Annotated in this window: 23 protein-coding genes, 10 tRNA genes and 2 pseudogenes; 34 read left to right on the top strand and 1 reads right to left on the bottom strand. The window is 42.0% G+C overall.

The genetic code is table 11. The features are described 5' to 3' along the window. Positions 1 to 15 precede the first annotated feature (15 nt). The 18 genes and pseudogenes from HMPREF1125_RS10760 to HMPREF1125_RS10675 all read left to right on the top strand — a co-directional run bounded on the left by HMPREF1125_RS10760 (position 16) and on the right by HMPREF1125_RS10675 (position 9,202). Positions 16 to 89 (top strand) — tRNA-Ile (locus HMPREF1125_RS10760). 11 nt (positions 90 to 100) lie between these two features. Next, a tRNA-Glu gene (locus tag HMPREF1125_RS10755) sits at positions 101 to 172 on the top strand. Between the two features lie 6 nt (positions 173 to 178). Further along, positions 179 to 268 (top strand) — tRNA-Ser (locus HMPREF1125_RS10750). Positions 269 to 279: 11 nt separating this feature from the next. Beyond that, positions 280 to 353: transfer RNA gene (locus HMPREF1125_RS10745), tRNA-Met, on the top strand. Positions 354 to 356: 3 nt separating this feature from the next. Further along, positions 357 to 429, top strand: a tRNA-Phe gene (locus tag HMPREF1125_RS10740). Positions 430 to 446: 17 nt separating this feature from the next. Further along, positions 447 to 527: transfer RNA gene (locus HMPREF1125_RS10735), tRNA-Tyr, on the top strand. A gap of 11 nt (positions 528 to 538) precedes the next feature. Then, positions 539 to 609 (top strand) — tRNA-Trp (locus tag HMPREF1125_RS10730). Positions 610 to 623: 14 nt separating this feature from the next. Then, positions 624 to 696 (top strand) — tRNA-His (locus HMPREF1125_RS10725). 13 nt (positions 697 to 709) lie between these two features. Next, positions 710 to 781: transfer RNA gene (locus HMPREF1125_RS10720), tRNA-Gln, on the top strand. Between the two features lie 9 nt (positions 782 to 790). After that, positions 791 to 874: transfer RNA gene (locus tag HMPREF1125_RS10715), tRNA-Leu, on the top strand. A gap of 180 nt (positions 875 to 1,054) precedes the next feature. Next, positions 1,055 to 2,332, top strand: a pseudogene (locus HMPREF1125_RS10710) (gamma-glutamylcysteine synthetase). Between the two features lie 75 nt (positions 2,333 to 2,407). Continuing rightward, positions 2,408 to 3,892, top strand: coding sequence for a threonine synthase (gene thrC, locus HMPREF1125_RS10705; RefSeq protein WP_000177133.1), 1,485 nt, complete (start codon positions 2,408 to 2,410; stop codon positions 3,890 to 3,892). A 60-nt stretch (positions 3,893 to 3,952) separates the two neighbouring features. Next, the gene (locus tag HMPREF1125_RS10700) at positions 3,953 to 5,233 is read left to right on the top strand and encodes an MATE family efflux transporter (RefSeq protein WP_000476767.1); all 1,281 of its coding nucleotides are present in this window, start codon (positions 3,953 to 3,955) and stop codon (positions 5,231 to 5,233) included. A gap of 3 nt (positions 5,234 to 5,236) precedes the next feature. Beyond that, positions 5,237 to 5,857 carry an HAD family hydrolase gene (locus tag HMPREF1125_RS10695; protein ID WP_001172836.1) on the top strand — a complete coding sequence of 207 codons (621 nt, stop codon included), beginning with the start codon at positions 5,237 to 5,239 and terminating at the stop codon, positions 5,855 to 5,857. Between the two features lie 165 nt (positions 5,858 to 6,022). After that, a complete protein-coding gene (locus HMPREF1125_RS10690) occupies positions 6,023 to 7,222 on the top strand; it encodes a LysM peptidoglycan-binding domain-containing protein (protein WP_000745988.1) in 1,200 nt (399 codons plus the stop codon). Positions 7,223 to 7,371: 149 nt separating this feature from the next. Further along, the gene (locus HMPREF1125_RS10685) at positions 7,372 to 8,235 is read left to right on the top strand and encodes a DUF2262 domain-containing protein (RefSeq protein WP_000184910.1); all 864 of its coding nucleotides are present in this window, start codon (positions 7,372 to 7,374) and stop codon (positions 8,233 to 8,235) included. Positions 8,236 to 8,403: 168 nt separating this feature from the next. After that, complete coding sequence (locus HMPREF1125_RS10680) at positions 8,404 to 8,829, top strand: MarR family winged helix-turn-helix transcriptional regulator (protein ID WP_000723482.1); 426 nt, start codon at positions 8,404 to 8,406, stop codon at positions 8,827 to 8,829. A 10-nt stretch (positions 8,830 to 8,839) separates the two neighbouring features. Continuing rightward, positions 8,840 to 9,202 (top strand): annotated as a pseudogene (locus HMPREF1125_RS10675) (DUF1304 domain-containing protein). A 40-nt stretch (positions 9,203 to 9,242) separates the two neighbouring features. Here the strand turns inward: HMPREF1125_RS10675 and HMPREF1125_RS10670 are convergent. Then, positions 9,243 to 10,100 (bottom strand): DUF975 family protein, encoded by an 858-nt coding sequence (locus tag HMPREF1125_RS10670; RefSeq protein ID WP_000876919.1) that lies wholly within the window; start codon positions 10,098 to 10,100, stop codon positions 9,243 to 9,245. Positions 10,101 to 10,216: 116 nt separating this feature from the next. On the opposite strand from HMPREF1125_RS10670, the gene tgt reads away from it, so the two are divergent. From tgt to HMPREF1125_RS10590, 16 genes are all read left to right on the top strand, one after another. Continuing rightward, positions 10,217 to 11,359: a tRNA guanosine(34) transglycosylase Tgt gene (tgt, locus tag HMPREF1125_RS10665; RefSeq protein ID WP_001285244.1), complete on the top strand. Its 1,143-nt coding sequence runs from the start codon at positions 10,217 to 10,219 to the stop codon at positions 11,357 to 11,359. 131 nt (positions 11,360 to 11,490) lie between these two features. After that, positions 11,491 to 13,308 carry an acyltransferase family protein gene (locus HMPREF1125_RS10660; RefSeq protein ID WP_001220887.1) on the top strand — a complete coding sequence of 606 codons (1,818 nt, stop codon included), beginning with the start codon at positions 11,491 to 11,493 and terminating at the stop codon, positions 13,306 to 13,308. Positions 13,309 to 13,448: 140 nt separating this feature from the next. Continuing rightward, positions 13,449 to 14,600: an N-acetylglucosamine-6-phosphate deacetylase gene (gene nagA / locus HMPREF1125_RS10655; RefSeq protein WP_001134447.1), complete on the top strand. Its 1,152-nt coding sequence runs from the start codon at positions 13,449 to 13,451 to the stop codon at positions 14,598 to 14,600. Positions 14,601 to 14,754: 154 nt separating this feature from the next. Continuing rightward, positions 14,755 to 15,120 carry a DUF1033 family protein gene (locus HMPREF1125_RS10650; RefSeq protein WP_000286401.1) on the top strand — a complete coding sequence of 122 codons (366 nt, stop codon included), beginning with the start codon at positions 14,755 to 14,757 and terminating at the stop codon, positions 15,118 to 15,120. Between the two features lie 63 nt (positions 15,121 to 15,183). Beyond that, positions 15,184 to 16,125, top strand: coding sequence for a competence type IV pilus ATPase ComGA (comGA, locus tag HMPREF1125_RS10645; RefSeq protein WP_000249582.1), 942 nt, complete (start codon positions 15,184 to 15,186; stop codon positions 16,123 to 16,125). Next, complete coding sequence (comGB, locus tag HMPREF1125_RS10640) at positions 16,073 to 17,089, top strand: competence type IV pilus assembly protein ComGB (RefSeq protein WP_080585623.1); 1,017 nt, start codon at positions 16,073 to 16,075, stop codon at positions 17,087 to 17,089. Before comGA ends, comGB begins: the two co-directional genes overlap by 53 nt. Before the next feature lies 1 nt (position 17,090). Beyond that, entirely contained in the window at positions 17,091 to 17,414 is a 324-nt protein-coding gene (comGC, locus tag HMPREF1125_RS10635; RefSeq protein ID WP_000735795.1) for a competence type IV pilus major pilin ComGC, read from the top strand. Beyond that, positions 17,377 to 17,811 (top strand): competence type IV pilus minor pilin ComGD, encoded by a 435-nt coding sequence (gene comGD / locus HMPREF1125_RS10630; RefSeq protein WP_001180058.1) that lies wholly within the window; start codon positions 17,377 to 17,379, stop codon positions 17,809 to 17,811. Before comGC ends, comGD begins: the two co-directional genes overlap by 38 nt. After that, positions 17,774 to 18,076, top strand: a complete 303-nt coding sequence (gene comGE, locus HMPREF1125_RS10625) for a competence type IV pilus minor pilin ComGE (RefSeq protein ID WP_000413371.1) — start codon at positions 17,774 to 17,776, stop codon at positions 18,074 to 18,076. The genes comGD and comGE overlap by 38 nt, the downstream gene beginning before the upstream one ends. Next, complete coding sequence (comGF, locus tag HMPREF1125_RS10620; RefSeq protein WP_002883335.1) at positions 18,039 to 18,500, top strand: competence type IV pilus minor pilin ComGF; 462 nt, start codon at positions 18,039 to 18,041, stop codon at positions 18,498 to 18,500. Before comGE ends, comGF begins: the two co-directional genes overlap by 38 nt. Then, positions 18,478 to 18,891, top strand: coding sequence for a competence type IV pilus minor pilin ComGG (gene comGG / locus HMPREF1125_RS10615; RefSeq protein WP_000265648.1), 414 nt, complete (start codon positions 18,478 to 18,480; stop codon positions 18,889 to 18,891). Before comGF ends, comGG begins: the two co-directional genes overlap by 23 nt. Positions 18,892 to 18,923: 32 nt before the next feature. Then, positions 18,924 to 19,511 carry a class I SAM-dependent methyltransferase gene (locus HMPREF1125_RS10610; RefSeq protein WP_000679763.1) on the top strand — a complete coding sequence of 196 codons (588 nt, stop codon included), beginning with the start codon at positions 18,924 to 18,926 and terminating at the stop codon, positions 19,509 to 19,511. A 60-nt stretch (positions 19,512 to 19,571) separates the two neighbouring features. Continuing rightward, positions 19,572 to 20,525: a class I SAM-dependent methyltransferase gene (locus tag HMPREF1125_RS10605; RefSeq protein ID WP_000345138.1), complete on the top strand. Its 954-nt coding sequence runs from the start codon at positions 19,572 to 19,574 to the stop codon at positions 20,523 to 20,525. A 50-nt stretch (positions 20,526 to 20,575) separates the two neighbouring features. Next, complete coding sequence (locus tag HMPREF1125_RS10600; RefSeq protein ID WP_000167784.1) at positions 20,576 to 21,766, top strand: acetate kinase; 1,191 nt, start codon at positions 20,576 to 20,578, stop codon at positions 21,764 to 21,766. A gap of 372 nt (positions 21,767 to 22,138) precedes the next feature. Continuing rightward, positions 22,139 to 22,327 (top strand): type II toxin-antitoxin system HicA family toxin, encoded by a 189-nt coding sequence (locus tag HMPREF1125_RS10595; protein WP_001131504.1) that lies wholly within the window; start codon positions 22,139 to 22,141, stop codon positions 22,325 to 22,327. Positions 22,328 to 22,367: 40 nt separating this feature from the next. Next, on the top strand, positions 22,368 to 22,623 hold a 256-nt coding region (locus HMPREF1125_RS10590), incomplete at its 3' end, for a type II toxin-antitoxin system HicB family antitoxin (RefSeq protein WP_000921489.1).

Here is a 22,623-nt window from a genome sequence, read left to right as displayed (position 1 = left end):
CAAGTTTTTTAACTTGGGCGCGTAGCTCAGGTGGTTAGAGCGCACGCCTGATAAGCGTGAGGTCGGTGGTTCGAGTCCACTCGTGCCCATCTATGGATATGGTCCGTTGGTCAAGGGGTTAAGACACCGCCTTTTCACGGCGGTAACACGGGTTCGAATCCCGTACGGACTATTTGTTGGAGGATTACCCAAGTCCGGCTGAAGGGAACGGTCTTGAAAACCGTCAGGCGTGTAAAAGCGTGCGTGGGTTCGAATCCCACATCCTCCTTTTTATATTAACGCGGGATGGAGCAGCTCGGTAGCTCGTCGGGCTCATAACCCGAAGGTCGTAGGTTCAAATCCTGCTCCCGCAATTTGGCTCGGTAGCTCAGTTGGTAGAGCAATGGATTGAAGCTCCATGTGTCGGCGGTTCGATTCCGTCTCGCGCCATATCTTATTTATAACTTGGAAGGGTAGCGAAGAGGCTAAACGCGGCGGACTGTAAATCCGCTCCTTCGGGTTCGGGGGTTCGAATCCCTCCCCTTCCATTGCTTTAGTTACGGGCATAGTTTAAAGGTAGAACTAAGGTCTCCAAAACCTTCAGTGTGGGTTCAATTCCTACTGCCCGTGTTAATAAAATTATGGCGGGTGTGGTGAAGTGGTTAACACACCAGATTGTGGCTCTGGCATGCGTGGGTTCGATCCCCATCACTCGCCTATTTTATATTATTGGGGTATAGCCAAGCGGTAAGGCAAGGGACTTTGACTCCCTCATGCGTTGGTTCGAATCCAGCTACCCCAGTTACTATTTGCCGGCGTGGCGGAATTGGCAGACGCGCTGGACTCAAAATCCAGTGTCCGCAAGGACGTGCCGGTTCGACCCCGGCCGCCGGTATAGTAATAAGAACAAGGTTTTTTGACCTTGTTTTTTTATTTCTTACTAAATTGTATCTTGTTAATAGTGGGATAATGGTTCAGTAATTATTTTTGCGTGATTTTCTAATCTTTTGACTTGTTTTTTGGTATAATATTACTTATTCACAATTTATTTTGATAATGAAAGTGTTGGTGTTTGATGTCTCGTTCGATTGATTTGCTTAAGAAACGCTACTTAGAAAATATAAAAGAGAAACCTGATTTATTTGTGGGAATTGAGCTGGAGTATCCTGTTATCAATTTAGAGGTTAAAGCTACAGATAGTGAAGTTGTTAAGGATCTTTTTCGGTATTTACCATCAGTACTGGGTTTTACTATCGAAAAAGTGGATGATTTTGGGAACCCAATTCAGTTGTTCGATCCAGTTAGCCAAGATACTATCTTATTCGAAGTCTCCTATACAACTATCGAGTTTGCCTTTGGTAGGGCGGAATTCATCCAAGAGGTTGAAGTGCGTTTTCGAGATTATATGGATCTGATTCAGAAAAAGCTGAGTAAAGCAAATTATGCAATTATTGGTTCTGGAATTCATCCTTATTGGGATAAAAATGATAATCAACTGGTTGCTTATGCACGTTATCAGATGTTAATGAACTATTTGAAGTTGAGCAGAACTGTTCTAGGGACGGATTTACACGACTACCCGGAATACGGTGCTTTTATCTGTGGAAGTCAAGTTCAATTGGATGTTTCAAAGTCTAACTATTTGCGTGTAATCAATGCATTTAACCAGATTGAAGCTGCCAAAGCCTTTTTATTTGCCAATTCTGAGTTTTCAGGGGAAGATTGGGATACCAAAATTTCGAGAGATATTTTTTGGGAAGAGTCTATGCACGGGATTTATGCTGAAAATGTAGGCGTCAATGCCAGACTCTTCAAAGACGAGAATGATTTTTTTGATTATCTAGATCATTCTGCAATCTTTACTGCGGAACGTGATGGCGAAACCTATTATTTTTATCCAATTCGAGCAAAAGATTACTTAGGGACTCCGAAAATTCATGCCTTCGCCCTTGATGGGAGGGAGATCCTTCTTTATCCTCAGGAGAAGGACTTCCAAACTCACCGTAGTTACCAGTACCAAGATTTAACAACTCGAGGTACTATTTAGTTTCGTAGTGTATGTACGCAACCCTTGAATCGTACTTTTGCTGCGACGGCTTTTCATTTGGGTTTGTTGCTTAATTTAAATAAGTTAGAAGCTTACTTGCAATCTGCGCCATTTTTTACCACATTTGGTCGTGATTACAAGTCATTGAGGCGACAATTTTCTAAGAAAATGCTCACAGATGAGGAAGAAACTGCAATTGTCGGGTTTTCAAAAGGCTTACTCCTTCTAGCTGAGGAAGGACTGGAGAAGAGAGGCCAGCATGAAATGACCTATTTACAGCCTTTGAAAGAAGAATTGAGCCTATAATTTCTCTTATAAAGGGAGAATTTTCTGAAAAATCATGATATAATGGAAGAGACTATAGATAAAGGATAGAGATTCATGACATTAGTTTATCAATCAACGCGTGATGCCAATAATACAGTAACTGCCAGCCAAGCTATTTTGCAAGGTTTGGCGACGGATGGTGGTTTGTTTACACCGCTTACTTATCCAAAGGTGGATTTGGACTTTGAAAAATTGAAAGATGCTTCTTACCAAGAAGTGGCTAAGTTAGTTTTGTCAGCCTTTTTAGATGACTTTACGGCTGAGGAGTTGGACTACTGTATCAACAATGCCTACGATAGCAAGTTTGATACTCCAGCTATTGCGCCATTGGTGAAACTGGATGGGCAATACAACTTGGAGCTTTTCCATGGATCAACGATTGCCTTTAAGGATATGGCCTTGTCTATCTTGCCATACTTTATGACGACAGCCGCTAAAAAGCATGGTTTAGAGAACAAGATTGTCATTTTGACAGCGACATCTGGTGATACTGGGAAAGCTGCTATGGCAGGGTTTGCGAATGTGCCTGGTACTGAGATCATCGTCTTTTATCCAAAGGATGGTGTTAGCAAGGTACAAGAGTTACAAATGACTACTCAGACTGGCGACAATACTCATGTTATTGCTATTGATGGTAACTTTGACGATGCGCAAACTAACGTCAAACATATGTTTAACGATGTAGCTCTTCGTGAAAAGTTGGCTGCTAATAAACTGCAATTTTCATCAGCTAACTCTATGAACATTGGTCGTTTGGTACCACAGATTGTTTATTATGTTTATGCCTACGCTCAGTTGGTCAAGACTGGTGAAATTGTAGCTGGTGAAAAGGTCAACTTCACAGTACCAACAGGAAACTTTGGAAATATATTGGCTGCCTTTTATGCCAAACAAATCGGTCTTCCAGTTGGCAAATTAATCTGTGCTTCAAATGACAACAATGTTTTGACAGACTTCTTCAAGACACGTGTTTACGACAAGAAACGTGAGTTTAAAGTGACAACTAGTCCATCTATGGATATCTTGGTATCTTCAAACTTGGAGCGTTTGATTTTCCATCTTTTGGGGAATGATGCGGTTAAGACAACTGAACTCATGAATGCCTTGAATGCACAAGGACAATATGAATTGACAGATTTTGATGCTGAGATTCTGGAACTCTTTGCGGCTGAATATGCGACTGAGGAAGAAACTGCGGCAGAAATTAAACGTGTTTATCAAACAGATGCCTATATCGAGGATCCACACACAGCTGTTGCCTCAGCAGTGTATAGAAAATACCAAGCGGCTACTGGCGATGCGACTAAGACAGTGATTGCTTCAACAGCTAGTCCATACAAGTTCCCAGTGGTTGCCGTAGAAGCTGTAACAGGGAAAGTTGGCTTGACTGACTTTGAAGCCTTGGCTCAATTACATGAAATCTCAGGAGTGGCAGTGCCACCAGCAGTTGATGGCCTTGAAACAGCTCCAGTTCGTCATAAAACAACAGTGGCAGCTGCTGACATGCAAGCAGCGGTGGAGGCTTATCTAGGACTTTAAGGCAGAGAGAGTAAACTCGGTTGGGAAACCAACTGAGTTTCTTTTCATCAGGAGGAAGGATTGTTTAAGAGAAATAAGGATATTCTTAATATTGCATTGCCAGCTATGGGTGAAAACTTTTTGCAGATGCTCATGGGAATGGTGGACAGTTATTTGGTTGCTCACTTGGGCTTAATCGCTATTTCAGGTGTTTCAGTAGCTGGTAATATTATCACGATTTACCAAGCGATTTTCATTGCTCTGGGAGCTGCTATTTCTAGTGTTATTTCAAAAAGCATGGGACAGAAAGACCCGTCGAAGCTAGCTTATCATGTGACTGAGGCGTTGAAGATTACCTTGCTACTGAGTTTGATTTTAGGGGTCTTGTCTATCTTTGCTGGGCAAGAGATGATAGGACTTTTGGGGACTGAGCAGGCTGTGGCCAAAAGTGGTGGACTCTACCTTTCTTTAGTGGGTGGTTCGATTGTTCTTTTAGGGTTGATGACCAGTTTGGGGGCCTTGATTCGTGCAACGCATAATCCGCGTCTACCCCTCTATGTTAGTTTTTTATCCAATGCCTTGAATATTCTCTTTTCAAGTCTAGCTATTTTTGTTCTTGATATGGGGATAGCGGGTGTCGCATGGGGGACTATCCTGTCTCGCTTGGTTGGTCTTGTGATTTTATGGTCGCAATTAAAGTTGCCTTATGAGAAGCCGTCTTTTGGTCTAGATAAGGACTTGTTGACTTTGGCTATACCGGCGGCGGGAGAACGTCTCATGATGAGAGCTGGAGATGTTGTCATCATTGCCTTAGTTGTTTCTTTTGGGACGGAGGCAGTAGCTGGAAATTCAGTCGGAGAAGTCTTGACTCAGTTTAACTATATGCCTGCCTTTGGCGTCGCTACGGCAACGGTCATGCAGGTGGCTCGAGCAGTTGGAGAGAATGACTGGGAAAGAGTAGACGAGGTAAGCAAACAAACCTTTTGGCTTTCTTTTATCCTTATGTTGCCCTTGACACTCAGTATCTATGCTTTGGGAATACCACTGACACATCTCTATACGACGGATCCTGTTGCGGTCGAAGCGAGCGTTCTGGTGGCACTTTTCTCACTACTAGGAACTCCCATGGCGACAGGGACAGTCATCTATACGGCTATTTGGCAGGGCTTGGGGAATGCTCGTCTCCCCTTTTATGCGACAAGTATCGGGATGTGGTGTATCCGCATTGGGACAGCCTATCTGATGGGGATTGTTCTTGGCTGGGGCTTGTCAGGTATTTGGGCGGGAACTCTTTTGGATAATGGTTTCCGTTGGTTATTTCTACGTTATCGTTACCAGCGCTATATGATGTTGAAAGGATAGAAAATGCAAAAAACAGCTTTTATTTGGGATTTAGACGGGACCTTATTGGATTCTTACGAAGCGATTTTATCAGGGATTGAGGAGACCTTTGCTCAGTTTTCTATTCCTTATGATAAGGAGAAAGTGAGAGAGTTTATCCTCAAGTATTCTGTGCAGGATTTGCTTGTGCAGGTGGCAGAAGAGAGAAATCTGGATGCGGAAGTGCTCAATCAGGTACGTGCCCAGAGCTTGTCTGAGAAAAATGCCCAGGTAGTTTTGATGCCAGGTGCTCGTGAAGTGTTGGCTTGGGCAGATGAAACAGGGATTCAGCAGTTTGTCTATACTCATAAGGGGGACAATGCTCTTACCATTTTAAGAGACTTGGGGTTGGAATCCTATTTTACAGAGATTTTAACCAGTCAGAGTGGCTTTGAGCGCAAGCCTAGTCCAGGAGCGGCTAACTATCTGCTAGACAAGTATCAGCTGGATCCTGAGAGCACCTATTATATAGGAGACCGGACTTTGGATGTGGAATTTGCCCAGAATAGCGGTATTCAAAGCATCAACTTTTTAGAATCTTCTTTTGAAGGCAATCACAGAATTCAAGAGTTAGCAGATATTCCTCATATTTTTGAGAGTAAGTAACGAGAAGATTGTGTCAGTTGTGTGACAGAGACCTAACAAACTGTTTCAAGTAATCGGGTTTGTTACAAGGAATAGACAGTTCTATTAAATAGGCCCGAGAGGGCTTTTTTTCTGCTTTTTTTGTGTTATGATAGACGGGTACTCATTTGAAAGGAATGTGAACGAATGAAGAAAAGAATTATTTTTGCCTCAACAGTAGCCTTGTCATTTGCCCCAGTATTGGCAACCCAAGCAGAGGAGATCCTTTGGACTGCTCGTACCGTTGAGCAAATCAAAAACGATTTGACTAAAACGGACAACAAAACAAGCTATACAGTACAGTATGGTGATACTTTGAGCACCATTGCAGAAGCTTTGGGAGTAGATGTGACAGTTCTTGCTAATTTGAACAAAATCACCAATATGGACTTGATTTTCCCAGATACTGTCCTCACTACAACTGTCAATGAGGCAGAAGAGGTGACGGAAGTTGAAATCCAAACTCCTCAAGCAGATGCTAGTGAAGAAGTGACGACTGCGACCGCTGATTTGACGACCAATCAAGTGACAGTCGATGAACAAACAGTTCAAGTAGAAGACCTTTCTCAACCAATTGAGGAAGTACCAAGTGCAACAGAGACTGAAAAACCAACAGAAGTAGCACCAAGTTCAGAAGTTTCTGAGACAGCGACCACTGCTGAAGAGACACCGTCTACTGAAGCACCCGTAGTTGAAGAAACAGCTGAAACGACTCCAGCGGAAGAACCAGTAGCAGAAACAACTCGTCCAGTTGAAGAAGAAGCTCCTCAAGCAGCGACTACAGTAACCGAAGAAACGGCAGCAACAACTCCAGCAGAAGCACCAGTAGCAGAAACGCCTGCTGATACAAGAGGAACAAGTGCAACAGAAGAAACAGCAGCAACAACAGCAACTTCTGACGCTGCAACGTCGACTTATCAAGCAGAGCAAAGCCAAGCTCCTTCAAGAACGTATGCTGCTCCAGCTGCTCCTGACTATGCAGGACTTGCTGTAGCTAAGTCTGAGAATGCAGGTCTTCAACCACAAACTGCAGCCTTTAAAGAAGAAATCGCCAACTTGTTTGGGATTACATCTTTTAGTGGCTACCGTCCTGGTGACAGTGGGGACCACGGTAAAGGTTTGGCCATCGACTTTATGGTTCCAGTGAGTTCAGCACTCGGAGATCAAATTGCAGAATATGCAGTCAAAAATATGGCTAGCCGTGGTATCAACTACATCATCTGGAAGCAACGTTTCTACGCTCCATATGATAGTAAATATGGACCAGCCTACACGTGGAATCCAATGCCAGACCGTGGTAGCGTAACCGAAAACCACTATGACCATGTCCATGTATCAATGAATTAAGAATAATAAGAAGCTATACATTTAAAAGTGTAGCTTCTTTTTGTGTAAAATAGTATTGATAAGTGAAATAAAATCTAAAACATGTTAAAATGTAAGCGAATACAAAACTATACTAACGCTTTTAAGCATAGAGAGAAAGGATGAAGTGAATGACAAATCGATTAAAATCTCCATTTGAGAAAACAAGAGATGATTTTGAAGAGGAATTTTGTGGTGAAATTGTCGAATTCTTGATTTTTACCCTCCAAAATGTAACTGGGGCCGCTTCTTTAAAAGATGGTTGTAAAATGCCGTCCGTTCATTTTAAAGCTAGTGTCAATGTTGCAACCCAGGAATTCTCTGAACGTGAGGGACGTTTGGAATGGGTATTGACTCCTGAGGAATTTGAAGAAAAGAGATGGGGCTTTAGTTTTGAACCCTACAAAATTCATCATATCAAATGTCAAAAACGCCCCTTCATGGAGTTAGAGCCATATATGTCAGAAGTAGCTAATAACTGCTACCACTTGCTGGAATACCTAGATGACCAATCCTCAGACTCTAGGTTAGAGACCTTGATTGAAACCTATCAAAAACCGGTCATCATTCAAGACGATATTGGCGAATTCACCTTAAACAGAGCCTATTCTTGGTTTGAAGGATTTATCACTTACGAGGGTGGTAAGATTCATGCTATCTTTGCTGCGAGTGCAGATGAAAGTCTCCCTCCAAGTTCTTTTGATGATTTAAAGAAATTTATGGGAACTTTCCAAGTTCAAGATACTCGGATTAAAGACTATATTGTCAAAGAACTGTGGGAAACAGCTCAAGACTGGATAGATTCAGATGAAAATGATGTGGAGTTAACAGAAGAGTATTTTACCAACTCTCTTTCCTTGAGTGAACTATCGATCAACGAAGACGGGGAATTGACCCTCTACTATGATGATAGCGAGGAAATTTTTGCAGGCCATGCCATCGAAGTTGTCATTGATAAAGAGGGAGAAATCCTTCGAGCAGATTTGGTAGGTTAGTGCTGGATTTTATCTAGAATATAGAAATAATAGCCTTTTGGGATTGAAACCAAGAGGCTATTTTTCGTGAGTAAGCGTGAGTAAGCAAAATGGTTGCGTTTTTAATCTTTCTATAATATACTTGATAAGTCAATAGTTGATAAATCAAGTGTATGTAAGGAGGTAGAAATGAAAAAAATTAACGACTTACTGTACCAGCTCCATTTAACAGATCAGATGATCACTCAACTCTTTGAGAAACAATTGGGAATTAGTTTGACCCGCTATCAAATCTTGCAGTTTTTACTGCAGCAGTCACCCTGCAACCAGATTGCCGTTCAGGAGAAGTTGCAAATCGACCAGGCGGCCTTGACCCGTCATTTTAAGATACTAGAGTCAGAGGGCTATGTCAGTCGCAAGCGTAATCCGGCCAATCAGCGAGAAGTCTTAGTTGAATTAACCCAAGAAGCCAAGAATCAACTCTTAGTCAGTCCGCCTAAACATCATTTGCGAGTGAAGGAACAGATGGAGAGCATCTTATCGACAGCCGAGCAGAAAGAGCTAACAACTTTACTGACGAAACTAGTGTCAGGTCTAGAAAAAATAGAATTTTAAGGAGAAAACGATGTCAATCATTACTACTATTTTAGCGCCCCTTGTTGCCCTCGAACATTTTTATATCTCTTATTTGGAGAGTATGGCAACCCAATCAGATGCAACCAGCTGAGTCTTTAATATGGACAAGGAAGAGTTGACTCGACCCTCTGTCACCTCACTGTTTAAAAACCAAGGGATTTATAATGCTTTGCTGGGTGTGTTTCTCTTGTATGGGATTTATTTCTCACAAAGTTTGGAAATTGTGACCATCTTTGTTTTATTTGTGCTTGGTGCAGCGACCTACGGTTCTCTGACAGCAGACAAGAAGATTATTCTGAAGCAAGGTGGACCCGCTATTTTGACTCTGCTGAGTATTTTACTTTTGAAATAAGAAAACCAGCGTCTTTCAGGACGCTGGTTTTTGTATGCTCTTATCCATTTCGACGTTTACGGGCTAGTAGGGCTCTGTAAAAGAAGATGTGATTGTTTTGGATATAGGGAAGGAGTGAAAAGCTAGCAATTCCAAAGGTGATCCAGTTGAGGAAGTACCAAGGGAGTAGTTGTAAGTCGAGGACAAAACGCTGGAATTTATAACCCTTCATCAAGAAACGGCTGGTTTTCAGGATTTGACTTGGCTTAGCCTGTCCTAAATCCAGAGTATCGCAGAGGAGGAATTCTACCTGCGAGTAGGCATAATGTTGCGGAACGTAGAGGATGTTTCCTACAATCATCAAGATGAGGCTCGCGAAAAAGTAGAGCCCAAAGGTCATAAGGAATTGCTCGGTTTCAACGGATGAGAGGTTTAATTTTGGAAATTCAGGATGTAGGGCAACAAATCTACGAGTCAAGAGATTGCTATAAAAGAGGAAATAAACGCCTACTAAGTTTGGAATGCTCCATAAAAAGAGGTAGAAACGTTTGAGGAGCAGAGTTAGGAAGGTTTGCGAGAAGCGCTCTTCAGCAAAGAGGGCCAGGCTTGATTTTACTGAAAGTTCCGTATCAGGATCCTTGAGGAGTCGGAGTGTCGTAAAGGCAGCACCTGCTAGAAAAATTGCGCTCATAAAAGAAACCACTAGTGGGAAGAGATAGGCTTGGAGCACTTGCGCCAGCATGCTGAAAAAGGATTGCTCTAAAACACTTTCTTGGAGACGAGCCAAGGGGTTGAGAAGGCCTGATAAGATAACCAGCATGCTAGGTAAGAGATAGACGAGAAAGAGGCGGGGATTTTCAGCCTGAAATTGCCTCGTCTGCAGACGAATGGTTTTTAAATCAATTTTTGGGTATTTCATTCTCTCATTATACCATAGTTCGTGACAGTTCCTGGTTTTTTTGATAAAATCATACAGTATGCCTTTGGGCACAAAGTATGAACTGGGACTGTCTTTCCCAGCTTCGGAGGTAGAAAATGTCAGATTCACCAATCAAATACCGTTTGATTAAGAAAGAAAAACACACGGGAGCTCGTCTGGGAGAAATCATCACCCCTCACGGCACCTTCCCGACACCTATGTTTATGCCAGTTGGGACCCAAGCCACTGTCAAAACTCAGTCACCTGAAGAATTAAAGGAGATGGGATCAGGGATTATCCTCTCTAATACTTATCATCTCTGGCTTCGTCCTGGAGATGAACTCATCGCACGTGCAGGTGGTCTCCACAAATTTATGAACTGGGACCAGCCAATCTTGACGGATAGTGGTGGTTTCCAGGTTTATTCCCTAGCAGATAGCCGAAATATCACCGAAGAAGGCGTAACCTTTAAAAACCATCTCAATGGTTCCAAGATGTTCCTATCGCCAGAAAAAGCTATCTCCATTCAGAATAATCTAGGCTCAGATATCATGATGTCCTTTGACGAATGTCCTCAGTTTTATCAACCTTACGACTACGTTAAGAAATCAATCGAGCGTACCAGCCGTTGGGCCGAACGTGGTTTGAAGGCTCACCGTCGTCCACATGACCAAGGTTTGTTTGGAATTGTACAGGGGGCAGGATTTGAAGATCTTCGCCGTCAGTCAGCTCACGACCTTGTCAGCATGAACTTCCCTGGCTACTCTATCGGTGGTTTAGCGGTAGGAGAAACCCACGAAGAGATGAATGCAGTCTTGGACTTCACAACCCAACTTCTCCCAGAAAACAAACCTCGCTATTTGATGGGAGTGGGAGCGCCAGATAGCTTGATTGATGGGGTCATTCGTGGTGTGGATATGTTTGACTGTGTCTTGCCGACTCGTATCGCTCGTAACGGAACTTGTATGACCAGTCAAGGTCGTTTGGTTGTCAAAAATGCCCAGTTTGCTGAGGATTTTACGCCATTGGATCCTGAGTGTGATTGCTACACATGTAAGAACTACACACGCGCTTATCTTCGTCACCTGCTCAAGGCTGATGAAACCTTTGGCATCCGCTTGACTAGCTACCACAATCTCTACTTCTTGCTCAATCTGATGAAGCAAGTGCGTCAAGCCATCATGGATGATAATCTCTTGGAATTCCGTGAGTATTTTGTGGAAAAATATGGCTACAACAAGTCAGGACGCAATTTTTAAAGTGTAAAAATAGAATGCCAAAATCCTAAGTTTTCTCTTAGGATTTTTCTTCTTTTTTTGATAAAATAAGGTGTATTATGGAATAAAAATTAGATGTTTTTACGATCTAATTGAGTGGGGAATAAACTCGTATGCGTATTAAATGGTTTTCCTTGATTAGGATTACAGGTTTACTTTTGGTGCTCTTGTACCACTTCTTTCAAACGATCTTTCCTGGAGGCTTCTTTGGGGTAGATGTCTTTTTCACTTTTTCAGGATTTTTGATCACCTCCCTCCTTTTAGAAGAATTTGGGAAGGCACGCCAGATTGACTTACTGGGCTTTTTTAAGAGACGGTTTTACCGCATCGTGCCACCTGTGGTGCTGATGGTTTTGGTGACCATGCCTTTTACTTTCTTGGTTCGTCAAGACTATGTTGCTGGAATTGGTGGCCAGATAGCTGGAGTTCTCGGTTTTATGACCAACTTCTACGAAATGTTAACAGGGGGTAGTTATGAATCCCAGTTCATTCCGCATCTCTTTGTTCACAACTGGAGCCTAGCTGTTGAGGTTCACTACTATATCCTTTGGGGCTTAGCGGTTTGGTTCTTATCGAAACGTTCAAAATCTAGTAGTCAATTGAGAGGGATAGTCTTTCTCCTTTCTGCAGGAGCTTTTATCATTAGCTTTTTCTCCATGTTTATTGGTAGTCTAATGGCTAGTTCCTATTCATCTGTCTACTTTTCAAGTTTAACCCATGTCTATCCCTTCTTTTTAGGAAGCATTTTGGCGACAGTTGTGGGGGTTCGTCAGACGAGCGATTTAGTCAAGCAGTTTGACCGGATGTGGGACCTTCGTCAAAATCTACTGGTATTTGCTGCAGGTCTCTTGGTATTAGTACTCTTGACCTTTTTTGTCAAGTTCACCTACCTGTTTGCTTATCTATTCGGTTTCTTACTGGCAAGTTTAGCAGCAGTGACCATGATTTTTGCTGCGCGTGTTTTGCATGAGAAAACGCCTGAGATACAAGAACCTCGGATCATTACATTTTTAGCGGATACTAGTTATGCGGTTTATCTCTTCCACTGGCCTTTTTATATTATCTTTTCTCAGTTGATGAGTAATCTGCCCGCTGTTATTTTAACAGTTATCTTTTCTTATTTCTTTGCTATCCTATCCTTCTATATTATTGAGCCATTGATTGCCGGTAAGACCAATGCTTTGGTTAGAAAAATCACTAAACTGCATTATATCAGACCCATTAGTGCTAGTGTTGTGGGCGTCCTTTCCTTACTTACCTTGATTATCGTAGCTATGGCTCCTCAGGTTGGAGCTTTTGAGACAGACTTGATGGTCAATGGTTTCAAGCAAGCTCAGACCAATATAGGACAAACAAAGACTCTTGCTGAACAAGCTGAAGCCAGTCGCCTGGGAATTTCTGAGGGAACGAGTCTGATTGGGGATTCAGTGACTTTACGTGCTAATACAGCCTTAAAAGAGGCACTTCCTGATGCAAATATCAATGCCCAGGTTAGTCGAACGACCAAGCAAGCCAATGACATCATGCTCAATAATAGCCAGAACAAGGCGCTTTTAAAAACAGTTGTCATTGCAACGGGGGTCAACAATCCCGAAGGCTATAAGAATGATTTGGACAGCATCGTGAACAATCTACCGAAAGGACACCATCTGATACTGGTGACACCTTATGAGGGAGACAAGAGCAAGGACACTTATGCATCAGTGGAGCAGTATGCGGCTTATGCGAGAGAATTAGCTGAAAAGAATCCATATGTGAGCATCGCTGACTGGAATAAGGTCGCTAAGGAACACTCTGAAATCTGGGCTGGAACTGACCAAGTCCACTTTGGAAATGATAGCAACATGATTGAAGAAGGTGCTAAACTTTACGCAGAGACGATTGCAGCTGCTGTTAAGGCCGCTCAAGAACTACCTGTGAAATCAAAATAAAATCAAAGAGTTGGAGATATCCAGCTCTTTTAAAATATCTCTAGAAAATAGGTCTATACCATTTACAAATGAAAAAGAAAGGTTTATAATGTAATTGACATAATAAATTCTAGAATCAATCTATCAAGGAGGTTATCATTATGCCTAATTATATTAAAGCGGATCAGTTTTTCTACCCACACGGAGTTCGTCGTGGCGGTTACTTGGAACTTGTGGATGGCAAGTTTGGTAAACATGTAGAACAGATTCCTGAAGGAGCTGAGGTGATTGACTATACCGGTTATAGCATTGCTCCAGGACTTGTGGATACTCACATTCATGGATTTGGTGGTGTGGATGTCATGGATAATAACATCGAAGGAACCCTTCATACTATGAGTGAAGGATTGCTTAGCACGGGTGTTACCAGCTTCTTGCCAACGACCTTGACTTCCTCTTACGAGCAGTTGCTTGCAGTAACTGAAAATATCGGTGCTCGTTACCAGGAAGCAAGTGGAGCCAAGATTCGTGGGATCTATTTTGAAGGTCCGTATTTCACAGAGAAATACAAGGGAGCCCAAAACCCTGCTTATATGAAAGACCCCCGTATGGATGAGTTTCGTGCTTGGCAAAAAGCAGCTAATGGCCTGCTCAATAAAATTGCCCTTGCGCCAGAACGTGAAGGTGTAGAAGACTTTGTTCGTACAGTTACGGGTGAAGGAGTGACCGTTGCTCTTGGGCACTCCAATGCGACTTTTGATGAAGCTAAAAAAGCAGTCGATGCTGGAGCGAGTGTTTGGGTACATGCCTACAATGGGATGCGTGGGTTGACTCACCGTGAGCTCGGTATGGTGGGAGCCATGTATGAGTTACCACATACTTACGCAGAATTGATTTGTGACGGTCATCACGTGGATCCAAAAGCCTGTGACATTTTGCTCAAACAAAAAGGAACTGAAAATATCGCCCTTATCACAGACTGTATGACAGCTGGTGGCTTGGAAGATGGAGATTACATGTTGGGAGAATTTCCGGTAGTTGTTGCTAATGGAACTGCTCGCCTCAAATCGACAGGCAATTTGGCAGGTTCTATCCTCAAACTCAAAGATGGTTTGAAGAATGTGGTCGAATGGGGAATTGCGAATCCGCATGAAGCAGTCATGATGGCCAGCCTCAACCCAGCTAAATCAGTTCACATTGATGATGTCTGTGGTCAAATCCGTGAAGGTTATGACGCTGACTTTATCGTACTGGATAAAGATTTGGAATTGGTAGCAACCTACCTAGATGGTGTGAAACGTTATCAAGCCTAAGAAGATAAAAAATAGGGGTCAATAAAGGACTCCTATTTTTATTATCAGATGAAAATAATAGGATTAAAGAAATTGCTAATGGGGGAAACAAGCAAAATCCTTTTCTTGTATTAAAAAATTAGATATAATATACGATACAAAGGAAGTAGTAAGAATGTATCGTGTTATAGAAATGTATGGGGATTTTGAACCGTGGTGGTTCATAGAAGGTTGGGAAGAAGATGTCATCATGAGTCGATCTTTTGACAAGTATTATGATGCTCTAAAATATTATAAGTTATGCTGGTTTGAGCTGGAAAAGAAGAATCCTCTTTATAAGAGTCGGAGTGATTTGATGACTATTTTTTGGGATCCTGCCGACCAACGCTGGTGTGATGAGTGCGATGAGTATTTGCAACAGTACCATTCTTTGGCACTTTTACAGGATGAGCAAGTCATCCCCGATGAAAAGCTACGTCCAGGCTACGAAAAACAAACAGGTCAAGAAAAGCACCGTTCTTGCCGTATGAAATGGAGATAAAAAAAGTAACTTTTTAAGTTGCTTTTTTTATTTTTTTGCGAATAGTTAGATAAGGAGGGCGGTATGGTACAAGAAATTGCACAGAAAATTATTGCTACTGCGAAAGAAAAGAAGGCTCAGGATATCTATTTTATCCCCAAGGAAAAGTCCTATGAGCTTCACATGCGGGTTGGAGACGAGCGGTGTCTCGTTGACTCCTATGAGTTTGATATTTTAGCTGCTGTGATTAGTCATTTTAAGTTTTTAGCGGGTATGAATGTAGGAGAGAAGAGACGTAGTCAGCTGGGATCTTGCGACTATCAGCATGGGGAGAAGGTGTCTTCTCTGCGTTTGTCTACCGTGGGAGATTATCGGGGGCATGAGAGTTTGGTCATTCGTTTGTTGCACGATGAGGAGCAGGAGCTACATTTCTGGTTTCAGGATATGAACGAACTGGGTGGGCAGTACAGGCAACGGGGCCTCTATCTCTTTGCAGGTCCAGTCGGCAGTGGCAAGACGACCTTGATGCACGAATTAGCCAAGTCTCTGTTTAAGGGGCAGCAGGTCATGTCCATTGAAGATCCAGTAGAAATCAAGCAGGAAGACATGCTCCAGTTGCAGTTGAATGAGGCGATTGGATTGACCTATGAAAATCTAATCAAACTGTCTCTCCGGCATCGTCCTGACCTCTTGATTATCGGTGAAATTCGGGATAGTGAGACGGCGCGTGCAGTGGTCAGAGCCAGTTTGACAGGGGCGACAGTCTTTTCAACCATTCATGCCAAGAGTATCCGAGGTGTTTATGAACGCCTTCTGGAGTTGGGTGTGACGGAGGAGGAACTAGCAGTTGTTCTGCAAGGAGTCTGCTACCAGAGATTAATCGGGGGAGGAGGAATCGTTGACTTTGCAAACAAAGACTATCAAGAACACCAGCCAACTAGCTGGAATGAGCAGATTGATCAGCTTCTTAAAGATGGACATATCACAAGTCTTCAGGCTGAAACGGAAAAAATTAGCTACAGCTAAGCAGAAGAAAATCATCACCTTGTTTAACAACCTCTTCTCCAGTGGCTTTCATTTGGTGGAAATTATTTCTTTCTTGGGCAGAAGTGCCCTGCTGGAAAAGGATTATGTAGCCCAGATGCACCAAGGCTTGTCTCAGGGGAAATCCTTCTCAGAAATGATGGAAAGTTTGGGCTTTTCAAGTGCCATTGTGACCCAATTATCTCTAGCTGAAGTTCATGGAAATCTCCATCTGAGTTTGGGAAAGATAGAAGAATATCTGGACAATCTGGCCCAGGTCAAGAAAAAATTAATCGAAGTGGCGACCTATCCCCTGATTTTGCTGGGATTTCTCCTGCTAATCATGCTGGGGTTGAGGAACTATTTGCTGCCTCAACTGGACAGTAGCAATATCGCTACCCAAATCATCGGCAACTTGCCCCAGATTTTTCTGGGACTAGTGCTGGTTTGCTCTTTATCTCTGTTTTTAGCTATCACTTTCTATAAAAGAAGTTCCAAGATGCGGGTTTTCTCGATGTTGGCACGGGTTCCCTTTCTAGGAATCTTTGTCCAGACTTATCTGACAGCTTATTATGCGCGTGAATGGGGCAATATGATTTCACAGGGGATGGAGCTGACGCAGATTTTTCAGATCATGCAGGAACAGGGTTCTCAGCTCTTTAAAGAAATCGGTCAAGATTTGGCTCAAGCCCTGCAAAATGGCCGCGAATTTTCTCAAACCATAGCGACCTATCCTTTCTTTAAAAAGGAGTTGAGTCTCATCATAGAGTATGGGGAAGTCAAGTCCAAGCTGGGGAGTGAGTTGGAAATCTATGCTGAAAAAACTTGGGAAGCCTTTTTTACCCGAGTCAACCGCACCATGAATCTGGTGCAGCCACTGGTTTTTATCTTTGTGGCTCTGATTATCGTTTTACTTTATGCGGCAATGCTTATGCCCATGTATCAAAATATGGAGGTAAATTTTTAAAATGAAAAAACTCATGACAAATTTTAAAAAAGCCAAGGTTAAAGCTTTCACTTTGGTAGAAATGTTAGTCGTCCTTTTAATCATCAGCGTTCTTCTCTTGCTCTTTGTGCCCAATTTGACCAAGCAAAAGGATGCCGTAGATGACAAAGGAAAAGCTGCTGTTGTCAAGGTTGTGGAAAGCCAGGCAGAACTTTATCGTTTGGATAAAAATGATGATGCCAGCCTCAGCAAATTACAAGCGGACGGTCGTATCACAGCAGAGCAAGCCAAAGCTTATAAAGACTACCATGCAAAACAAAAAACAAGTCAAACTGTTGCAGATTAAGGCCTTTACTATGCTGGAAAGTCTCCTTGTTTTGGGACTTGTGAGTATCCTTGCCTTGGGCTTGTCCGGCTCAGTTCAGTCCAGTTTTGCAGCGGTGGAAGAGCAGATTTTTTTTATGGAGTTTGAAGAACTCTATCGGGAAACGCAAAAACGCAGTGTTGCTAGTCAGCAAAAGACCAGCTTGAATTTAGATGGACAGACGATCAGCAATGGCAGTCAAAAGTTGACAATTCCAAAAGGAATTCAGGGACCATCAGGACAAAGCATTATATTTGATCGAGCTGGGGGCAATTCCTCTCTGGCTAAGGTTGAATTTCAGACTAGCAAAGGAGCGATTCGCTATCAATTATATCTAGGAAATGGAAAAATTAAACGCATTAAGGAAACAAAAAATTAAGGCAGTGATTTTACTGGAAGCGTTGGTCGCTCTAGCTATCTTTGCCAGCATTGCGACCCTTCTTTTGGGACAAATCCAACAAAATCGACGGTTAGAGGCAGAAATCTTGCAAAAGGAAGAAGTCTTACGTGTGGCGAAGATGGCTCTGCAAACAGGGCAAAATCAGGTAAACATAAATGGAGTTGAGATTCAGGTATTTGCTAGTGAAAAAGGATTGGATGTCTACCATGGTTCAGAGAAATTGCTCGATCTTAAAGAGCAGTAAGGTAAGAGCCTTCACTCTTTTAGAATCGCTGATTGCCCTTATCGTCATTAGCGGAGGTTTGCTCCTTTTTCAAGCTATGAGTCAGCTCCTCATTTCAGAAGTTCGTTACCAGAAGCAAAGCGAGCAAAAGGAGTGGCTCTTGTTTGTGGACCAGCTGGAGGCAGAGTTAGAGCGTTCGCAGTTTGAAAAGGTGGAAGGCAATCGCCTCTACATGAAACAGGATGGTAAGGATATCTCTATAGGGAAGTCTAAATCGGATGATTTTCGAAAGACGGATACCAGCGGAAGGGGCTACCAACCTATGGTTTATGGGCTTAAATCAGCTCAAATTACAGAAGAAAATCAATTGGTTCGCTTTCGTTTCCAATTTCAAAAGGGCTTAGAAAGGGAGTTCATCTATCGTGTGGAAAAAGCAAAAAGTTAAGGCAGGCGTTCTTTTATATGCAGTCACCATGGCAGCCATCTTTAGTCTTTTGTTGCAGTTTTATTTGAATCGGCAAGTAGCTCATCACAAAGACTTTGCCCTAAACAAAGAAAAGTTGATCGCTTTTGCCATGGCCAAGCGAAGTAAGGATAAGGCTGAGCAAGAAAGTGGAGAACGAGTCTTCAACTTAGGAAAAGTCAGGTATCAAAATACGAAAACAGGTTTTGAAATAAGTGTTCATATGAATAAGGGCAACTATGAATTTCTCTTTCCTTCGATGAAACCCAAGGAAAAGAAAACGGATAAAAAGCAACAGGTAGCGACTGATTCAAACCCAGAACAAAATCAACAAAAAACAGAAGATAAGGCAGAAAAGAAAGCCAATTCCTAGGCAATTCAACTTCTTTGTGTTACACTAAAAGCATGAAACACGATTTTAATCACAAAGCAGAAACCTTTGATTCGCCCAAAAATATCTTTCTTGCAAACTTGGTTTGTCAAGCAATTGAAAAACAGATTGCTCTTCTATCAGACAAGGAAATACTGGACTTTGGTGGTGGGACGGGTCTGTTAGCCTTGCCTCTAGCTAAGCAGGCCAAGTCTGTTACCCTTGTAGACATCTCGGAGAAAATGCTGGAGCAATCCCGTTTGAAAGCAGAGCAACAAGACATCAAGAATATCCAGTTTTTGGAACAGGATTTACTGGTGAATCCTTTGGAGCAACAATTTGACCTGATTGTTGTCAGTCGAGTTCTTCATCATATGCCTGATCTAGATGCAACTCTTGCCATGTTTCACTGTCACCTTAGGGAGAAGGGACAAGTCCTCATCGCTGATTTTGTCAAGACAGATACCAACCACCACGGATTTGAATTAGCTGAACTGGAAAACAAACTTGACCAGTTTGGTTTTTCGAGTATTGATAGTCAGATTCTGTACAGTGCAGAAGATCTTTTCCTAGGAAATTACGCAGAACTCTTTTTAACTGTAGCCCAAAAATCACTCGCCTAGTCAGGGAGTGATTTTTCTATAAGGATGGAAAAAAGAAGGGAAATTTGATAAGATAGGAATATGGATTTTGAAAAAATTGAACAAGCTTATACGTATTTACTAGAGAATGTCCAAGTCATCCAAAGTGATTTGGCGACCAACTTTTATGACGCCCTGGTGGAGCAAAACAGCATTTATCTGGATGGTGAAACTGAGCTAAATCGGGTCAAGGAGAACAATCAGGCCCTTAAGCGTTTAGCGCTTCGCAAAGAAGAATGGCTCAAGACCTACCAGTTTCTCTTGATGAAGGCTGGGCAGACAGAGCCCCTACAGGCCAATCACCAGTTTACACCAGATGCCATTGCTTTACTTTTGGTGTTTATTGTGGAAGAATTGCTTAAAGAGGAGGAAATTACTATTCTCGAAATGGGTTCTGGGATGGGAATTCTAGGCGCTACTTTCTTGACCTCGCTTGATAAAAAGGTGGATTATTTGGGAATGGAAGTGGATGATTTGCTGATTGATTTGGCAGCTAGCATGGCAGATGTAATTGGTTTGCAGGCTGGCTTTGTCCAAGGAGATGCCGTTCGTCCACAAATGCTCAAAGAAAGTGATGTGGTCATCAGCGACTTGCCTGTTGGCTATTATCCTGATGACGCCGTTGCGTTGCGTCATCAAGTTGCTTCTAGCCAAGAACATACATACGCCCATCACTTGCTCATGGAACAAGGTCTAAAGTATCTCAAGTCAGATGGCTATGCTATTTTTCTAGCTCCGAGTGATTTATTGACCAGTCCTCAAAGTGACTTATTAAAAGGGTGGCTCAAAGACGAAGTCAGTCTGACTGCTATCATCGCCTTACCAGAGGATATTTTTTCAACGGCCAGTCAGGCCAAGAGTATTTTTGTCTTACAAAAGAAAAGAGACAAGGAAACAGAACCCTTTGTCTATCCTCTTACTAGCTTGCAAGATCCGTCAGTTTTGTTTACCTTTAAAGAAAATTTTCAAAATTGGAGCAAAGGTACTGAAATATAAAAGAGATTTTGTTATAATAGATGAAAACGCTTAAAAAGAGGTATCATCTTATGACAAAAACAATTGCAATCAATGCAGGAAGCTCAAGCTTGAAATGGCAACTTTATCAAATGCCAGAAGAGAAAGTTTTGGCTAAAGGTTTGATTGAACGTATTGGATTGAAAGATTCAATTTCAACAGTAAAATTTGACGGTCGTTCGGAGCAACAAATTCTTGATATTGAAGACCATACACAAGCCGTTAAAATTTTATTGGATGACTTGATTCGTTTTGACATCATCAAAGGGTACGACGAGATTACAGGTGTCGGACACCGCGTCGTTGCAGGTGGTGAATATTTCAAGGAATCAACAGTTGTTGAGGGAGATGTGATAGAAAAAGTTGAGGAGTTGGGACTCTTGGCTCCTCTTCACAATCCAGCCAACGCAGCTGGAATTCGTGCATTTAAGGAATTGCTTCCAGATATTACCAGTGTTGTTGTATTCGATACTTCATTCCACACAACCATGCCAGAGAAGGCTTATCGCTATCCTCTACCAACTAAATACTACACAGAAAACAAGGTTCGTAAATATGGTGCCCACGGGACAAGCCACCAGTTTGTCGCAGGAGAAGCAGCGAAACTTTTGGGTCGTCCTCTAGAAGATTTGAAATTGATTACCTGCCATATTGGTAATGGGGCTTCTATCACAGCTGTTAAGGGTGGGAAGTCTGTGGATACTTCTATGGGATTCACACCACTTGGAGGTGTGATGATGGGAACTCGTACAGGAGATATTGACCCTGCTATCATCCCTTATCTCATGCAATATACAGAGGATTTCAATACCCCAGAAGATATTAGCCGCGTTCTCAATCGTGAATCAGGGCTCATGGGAGTTTCTAGTCAGTCAAGCGATATGCGTGATGTGATTGCTGCCATGGAAGCAGGAGACCATAATGCGACTTTGGCTTATGAAATGTATGTTGATCGTATCCAAAAACATATCGGCCAGTACCTTGCAGTCCTAAATGGAGCAGATGCGATTATCTTCACAGCAGGTATCGGTGAAAATGCAGCAGATTTCCGTGAGGATGTCATTTCAGGTATCTCTTGGTTTGGTTGTGATGTGGATCCAGAAAAGAATGTCTTTGGTGTAACGGGAGACATCTCAACTGACGCAGCGAAAATCCGTGTCTTGGTTATTCCAACAGATGAAGAATTAGTGATTGCACGCGATGTTGAGCGCTTGAAAAAATAAGTAAATACACGTAAAATTTGATTGTGAAAAGAAGTTGGGAAAGAGATTTTCCAGCTTTTTTTATGTAGAAAATGTCTAAAACCTTGCTGTTATTGGCTTTTTTAAAAAATATGGTATAATAGTAGTAATTTAAAGAGGGAGTTAGATTTTTTGATTTTAAAAGGATTGAAGAATTAAAAAAAATTATTTTTTAAGAAACTAACCAAAAACTAACCAAGGAATGTATATTTTTAGTCAATGAATATAGAATAAAGTAGATCAGTAATCTGGTCTATTTTATTTTGTAGTTATTGAACAAAAGTGGTTTATTTTAGCTTGACAAACATACGCATAATGTGTATAATAGTAAACGTAAGGAGGTAACAATGATATATGCCACTTACAGGTAAAGAAATGGTGAAACTAGCACTTGAGAATGGATGGGTTGAAGTTCGTCAAAGGGGAAGTCATCATCATTTTAAGAAAGAGGGTTTTTCTTATCTTGTCACGATTCCAGTTCATGGAAATGAAGATTTAGGAAGAGGATTGGAAAGAAAGATTCTTAAAGATTTAGGATTGTAATGTTTGCTTTCCTAAGTCTTTTCACATTGGAGGTAGTAGAATGTTAAAAACGTATCCAGCTATTTTTCATAAAGAAGGAACAGGATATTGGGTAGAATTTCCAGAATTTGGTGGAGGTACAGAAGGAAAAAATATCGAGGAAGCGATGAAAAATGCTCGTGAAATGCTTGAGAATGTTTTAGCTTCTTACATCGATGAAGGGATGGCGCTGCCTACACCAAGTGATATTCTAAAGATTGAGGTTTCAGACGGTTTTGTATCAATGATTCAAGTTGATCCTGCGCCTTTTGTGAGAA

Source organism: Streptococcus oralis SK304, assembly GCF_000287715.1.
Classification (GTDB): domain Bacteria; phylum Bacillota; class Bacilli; order Lactobacillales; family Streptococcaceae; genus Streptococcus; species Streptococcus oralis_Y.
Note: the sequence above shows the minus strand (reverse complement) of the source record. Positions and strands in the feature narration are given on the sequence as shown.

Coding starts and splice junctions, on each gene's coding strand:
- HMPREF1125_RS10685 (WP_000184910.1), top strand. CDS start 7,372: ATGACAAATCGATTAAAATCTCCATTTGAGAAAACAAGAGATGATTTT.
- comGD (WP_001180058.1), top strand. CDS start 17,377: ATGCAAAACAAAAAACAAGTCAAACTGTTGCAGATTAAGGCCTTTACT.
- comGB (WP_080585623.1), top strand. CDS start 16,073: ATGGACATATCACAAGTCTTCAGGCTGAAACGGAAAAAATTAGCTACA.
- comGA (WP_000249582.1), top strand. CDS start 15,184: ATGGTACAAGAAATTGCACAGAAAATTATTGCTACTGCGAAAGAAAAG.
- nagA (WP_001134447.1), top strand. CDS start 13,449: ATGCCTAATTATATTAAAGCGGATCAGTTTTTCTACCCACACGGAGTT.
- HMPREF1125_RS10610 (WP_000679763.1), top strand. CDS start 18,924: ATGAAACACGATTTTAATCACAAAGCAGAAACCTTTGATTCGCCCAAA.
- HMPREF1125_RS10690 (WP_000745988.1), top strand. CDS start 6,023: ATGAAGAAAAGAATTATTTTTGCCTCAACAGTAGCCTTGTCATTTGCC.
- HMPREF1125_RS10680 (WP_000723482.1), top strand. CDS start 8,404: ATGAAAAAAATTAACGACTTACTGTACCAGCTCCATTTAACAGATCAG.
- comGE (WP_000413371.1), top strand. CDS start 17,774: ATGGAAAAATTAAACGCATTAAGGAAACAAAAAATTAAGGCAGTGATT.
- HMPREF1125_RS10670 (WP_000876919.1), bottom strand. CDS start 10,100: ATGAAATACCCAAAAATTGATTTAAAAACCATTCGTCTGCAGACGAGG.
- HMPREF1125_RS10650 (WP_000286401.1), top strand. CDS start 14,755: ATGTATCGTGTTATAGAAATGTATGGGGATTTTGAACCGTGGTGGTTC.
- HMPREF1125_RS10595 (WP_001131504.1), top strand. CDS start 22,139: ATGCCACTTACAGGTAAAGAAATGGTGAAACTAGCACTTGAGAATGGA.
- comGF (WP_002883335.1), top strand. CDS start 18,039: ATGGTTCAGAGAAATTGCTCGATCTTAAAGAGCAGTAAGGTAAGAGCC.
- thrC (WP_000177133.1), top strand. CDS start 2,408: ATGACATTAGTTTATCAATCAACGCGTGATGCCAATAATACAGTAACT.
- comGC (WP_000735795.1), top strand. CDS start 17,091: ATGAAAAAACTCATGACAAATTTTAAAAAAGCCAAGGTTAAAGCTTTC.
- HMPREF1125_RS10660 (WP_001220887.1), top strand. CDS start 11,491: ATGCGTATTAAATGGTTTTCCTTGATTAGGATTACAGGTTTACTTTTG.
- HMPREF1125_RS10695 (WP_001172836.1), top strand. CDS start 5,237: ATGCAAAAAACAGCTTTTATTTGGGATTTAGACGGGACCTTATTGGAT.
- tgt (WP_001285244.1), top strand. CDS start 10,217: ATGTCAGATTCACCAATCAAATACCGTTTGATTAAGAAAGAAAAACAC.
- HMPREF1125_RS10605 (WP_000345138.1), top strand. CDS start 19,572: ATGGATTTTGAAAAAATTGAACAAGCTTATACGTATTTACTAGAGAAT.
- HMPREF1125_RS10600 (WP_000167784.1), top strand. CDS start 20,576: ATGACAAAAACAATTGCAATCAATGCAGGAAGCTCAAGCTTGAAATGG.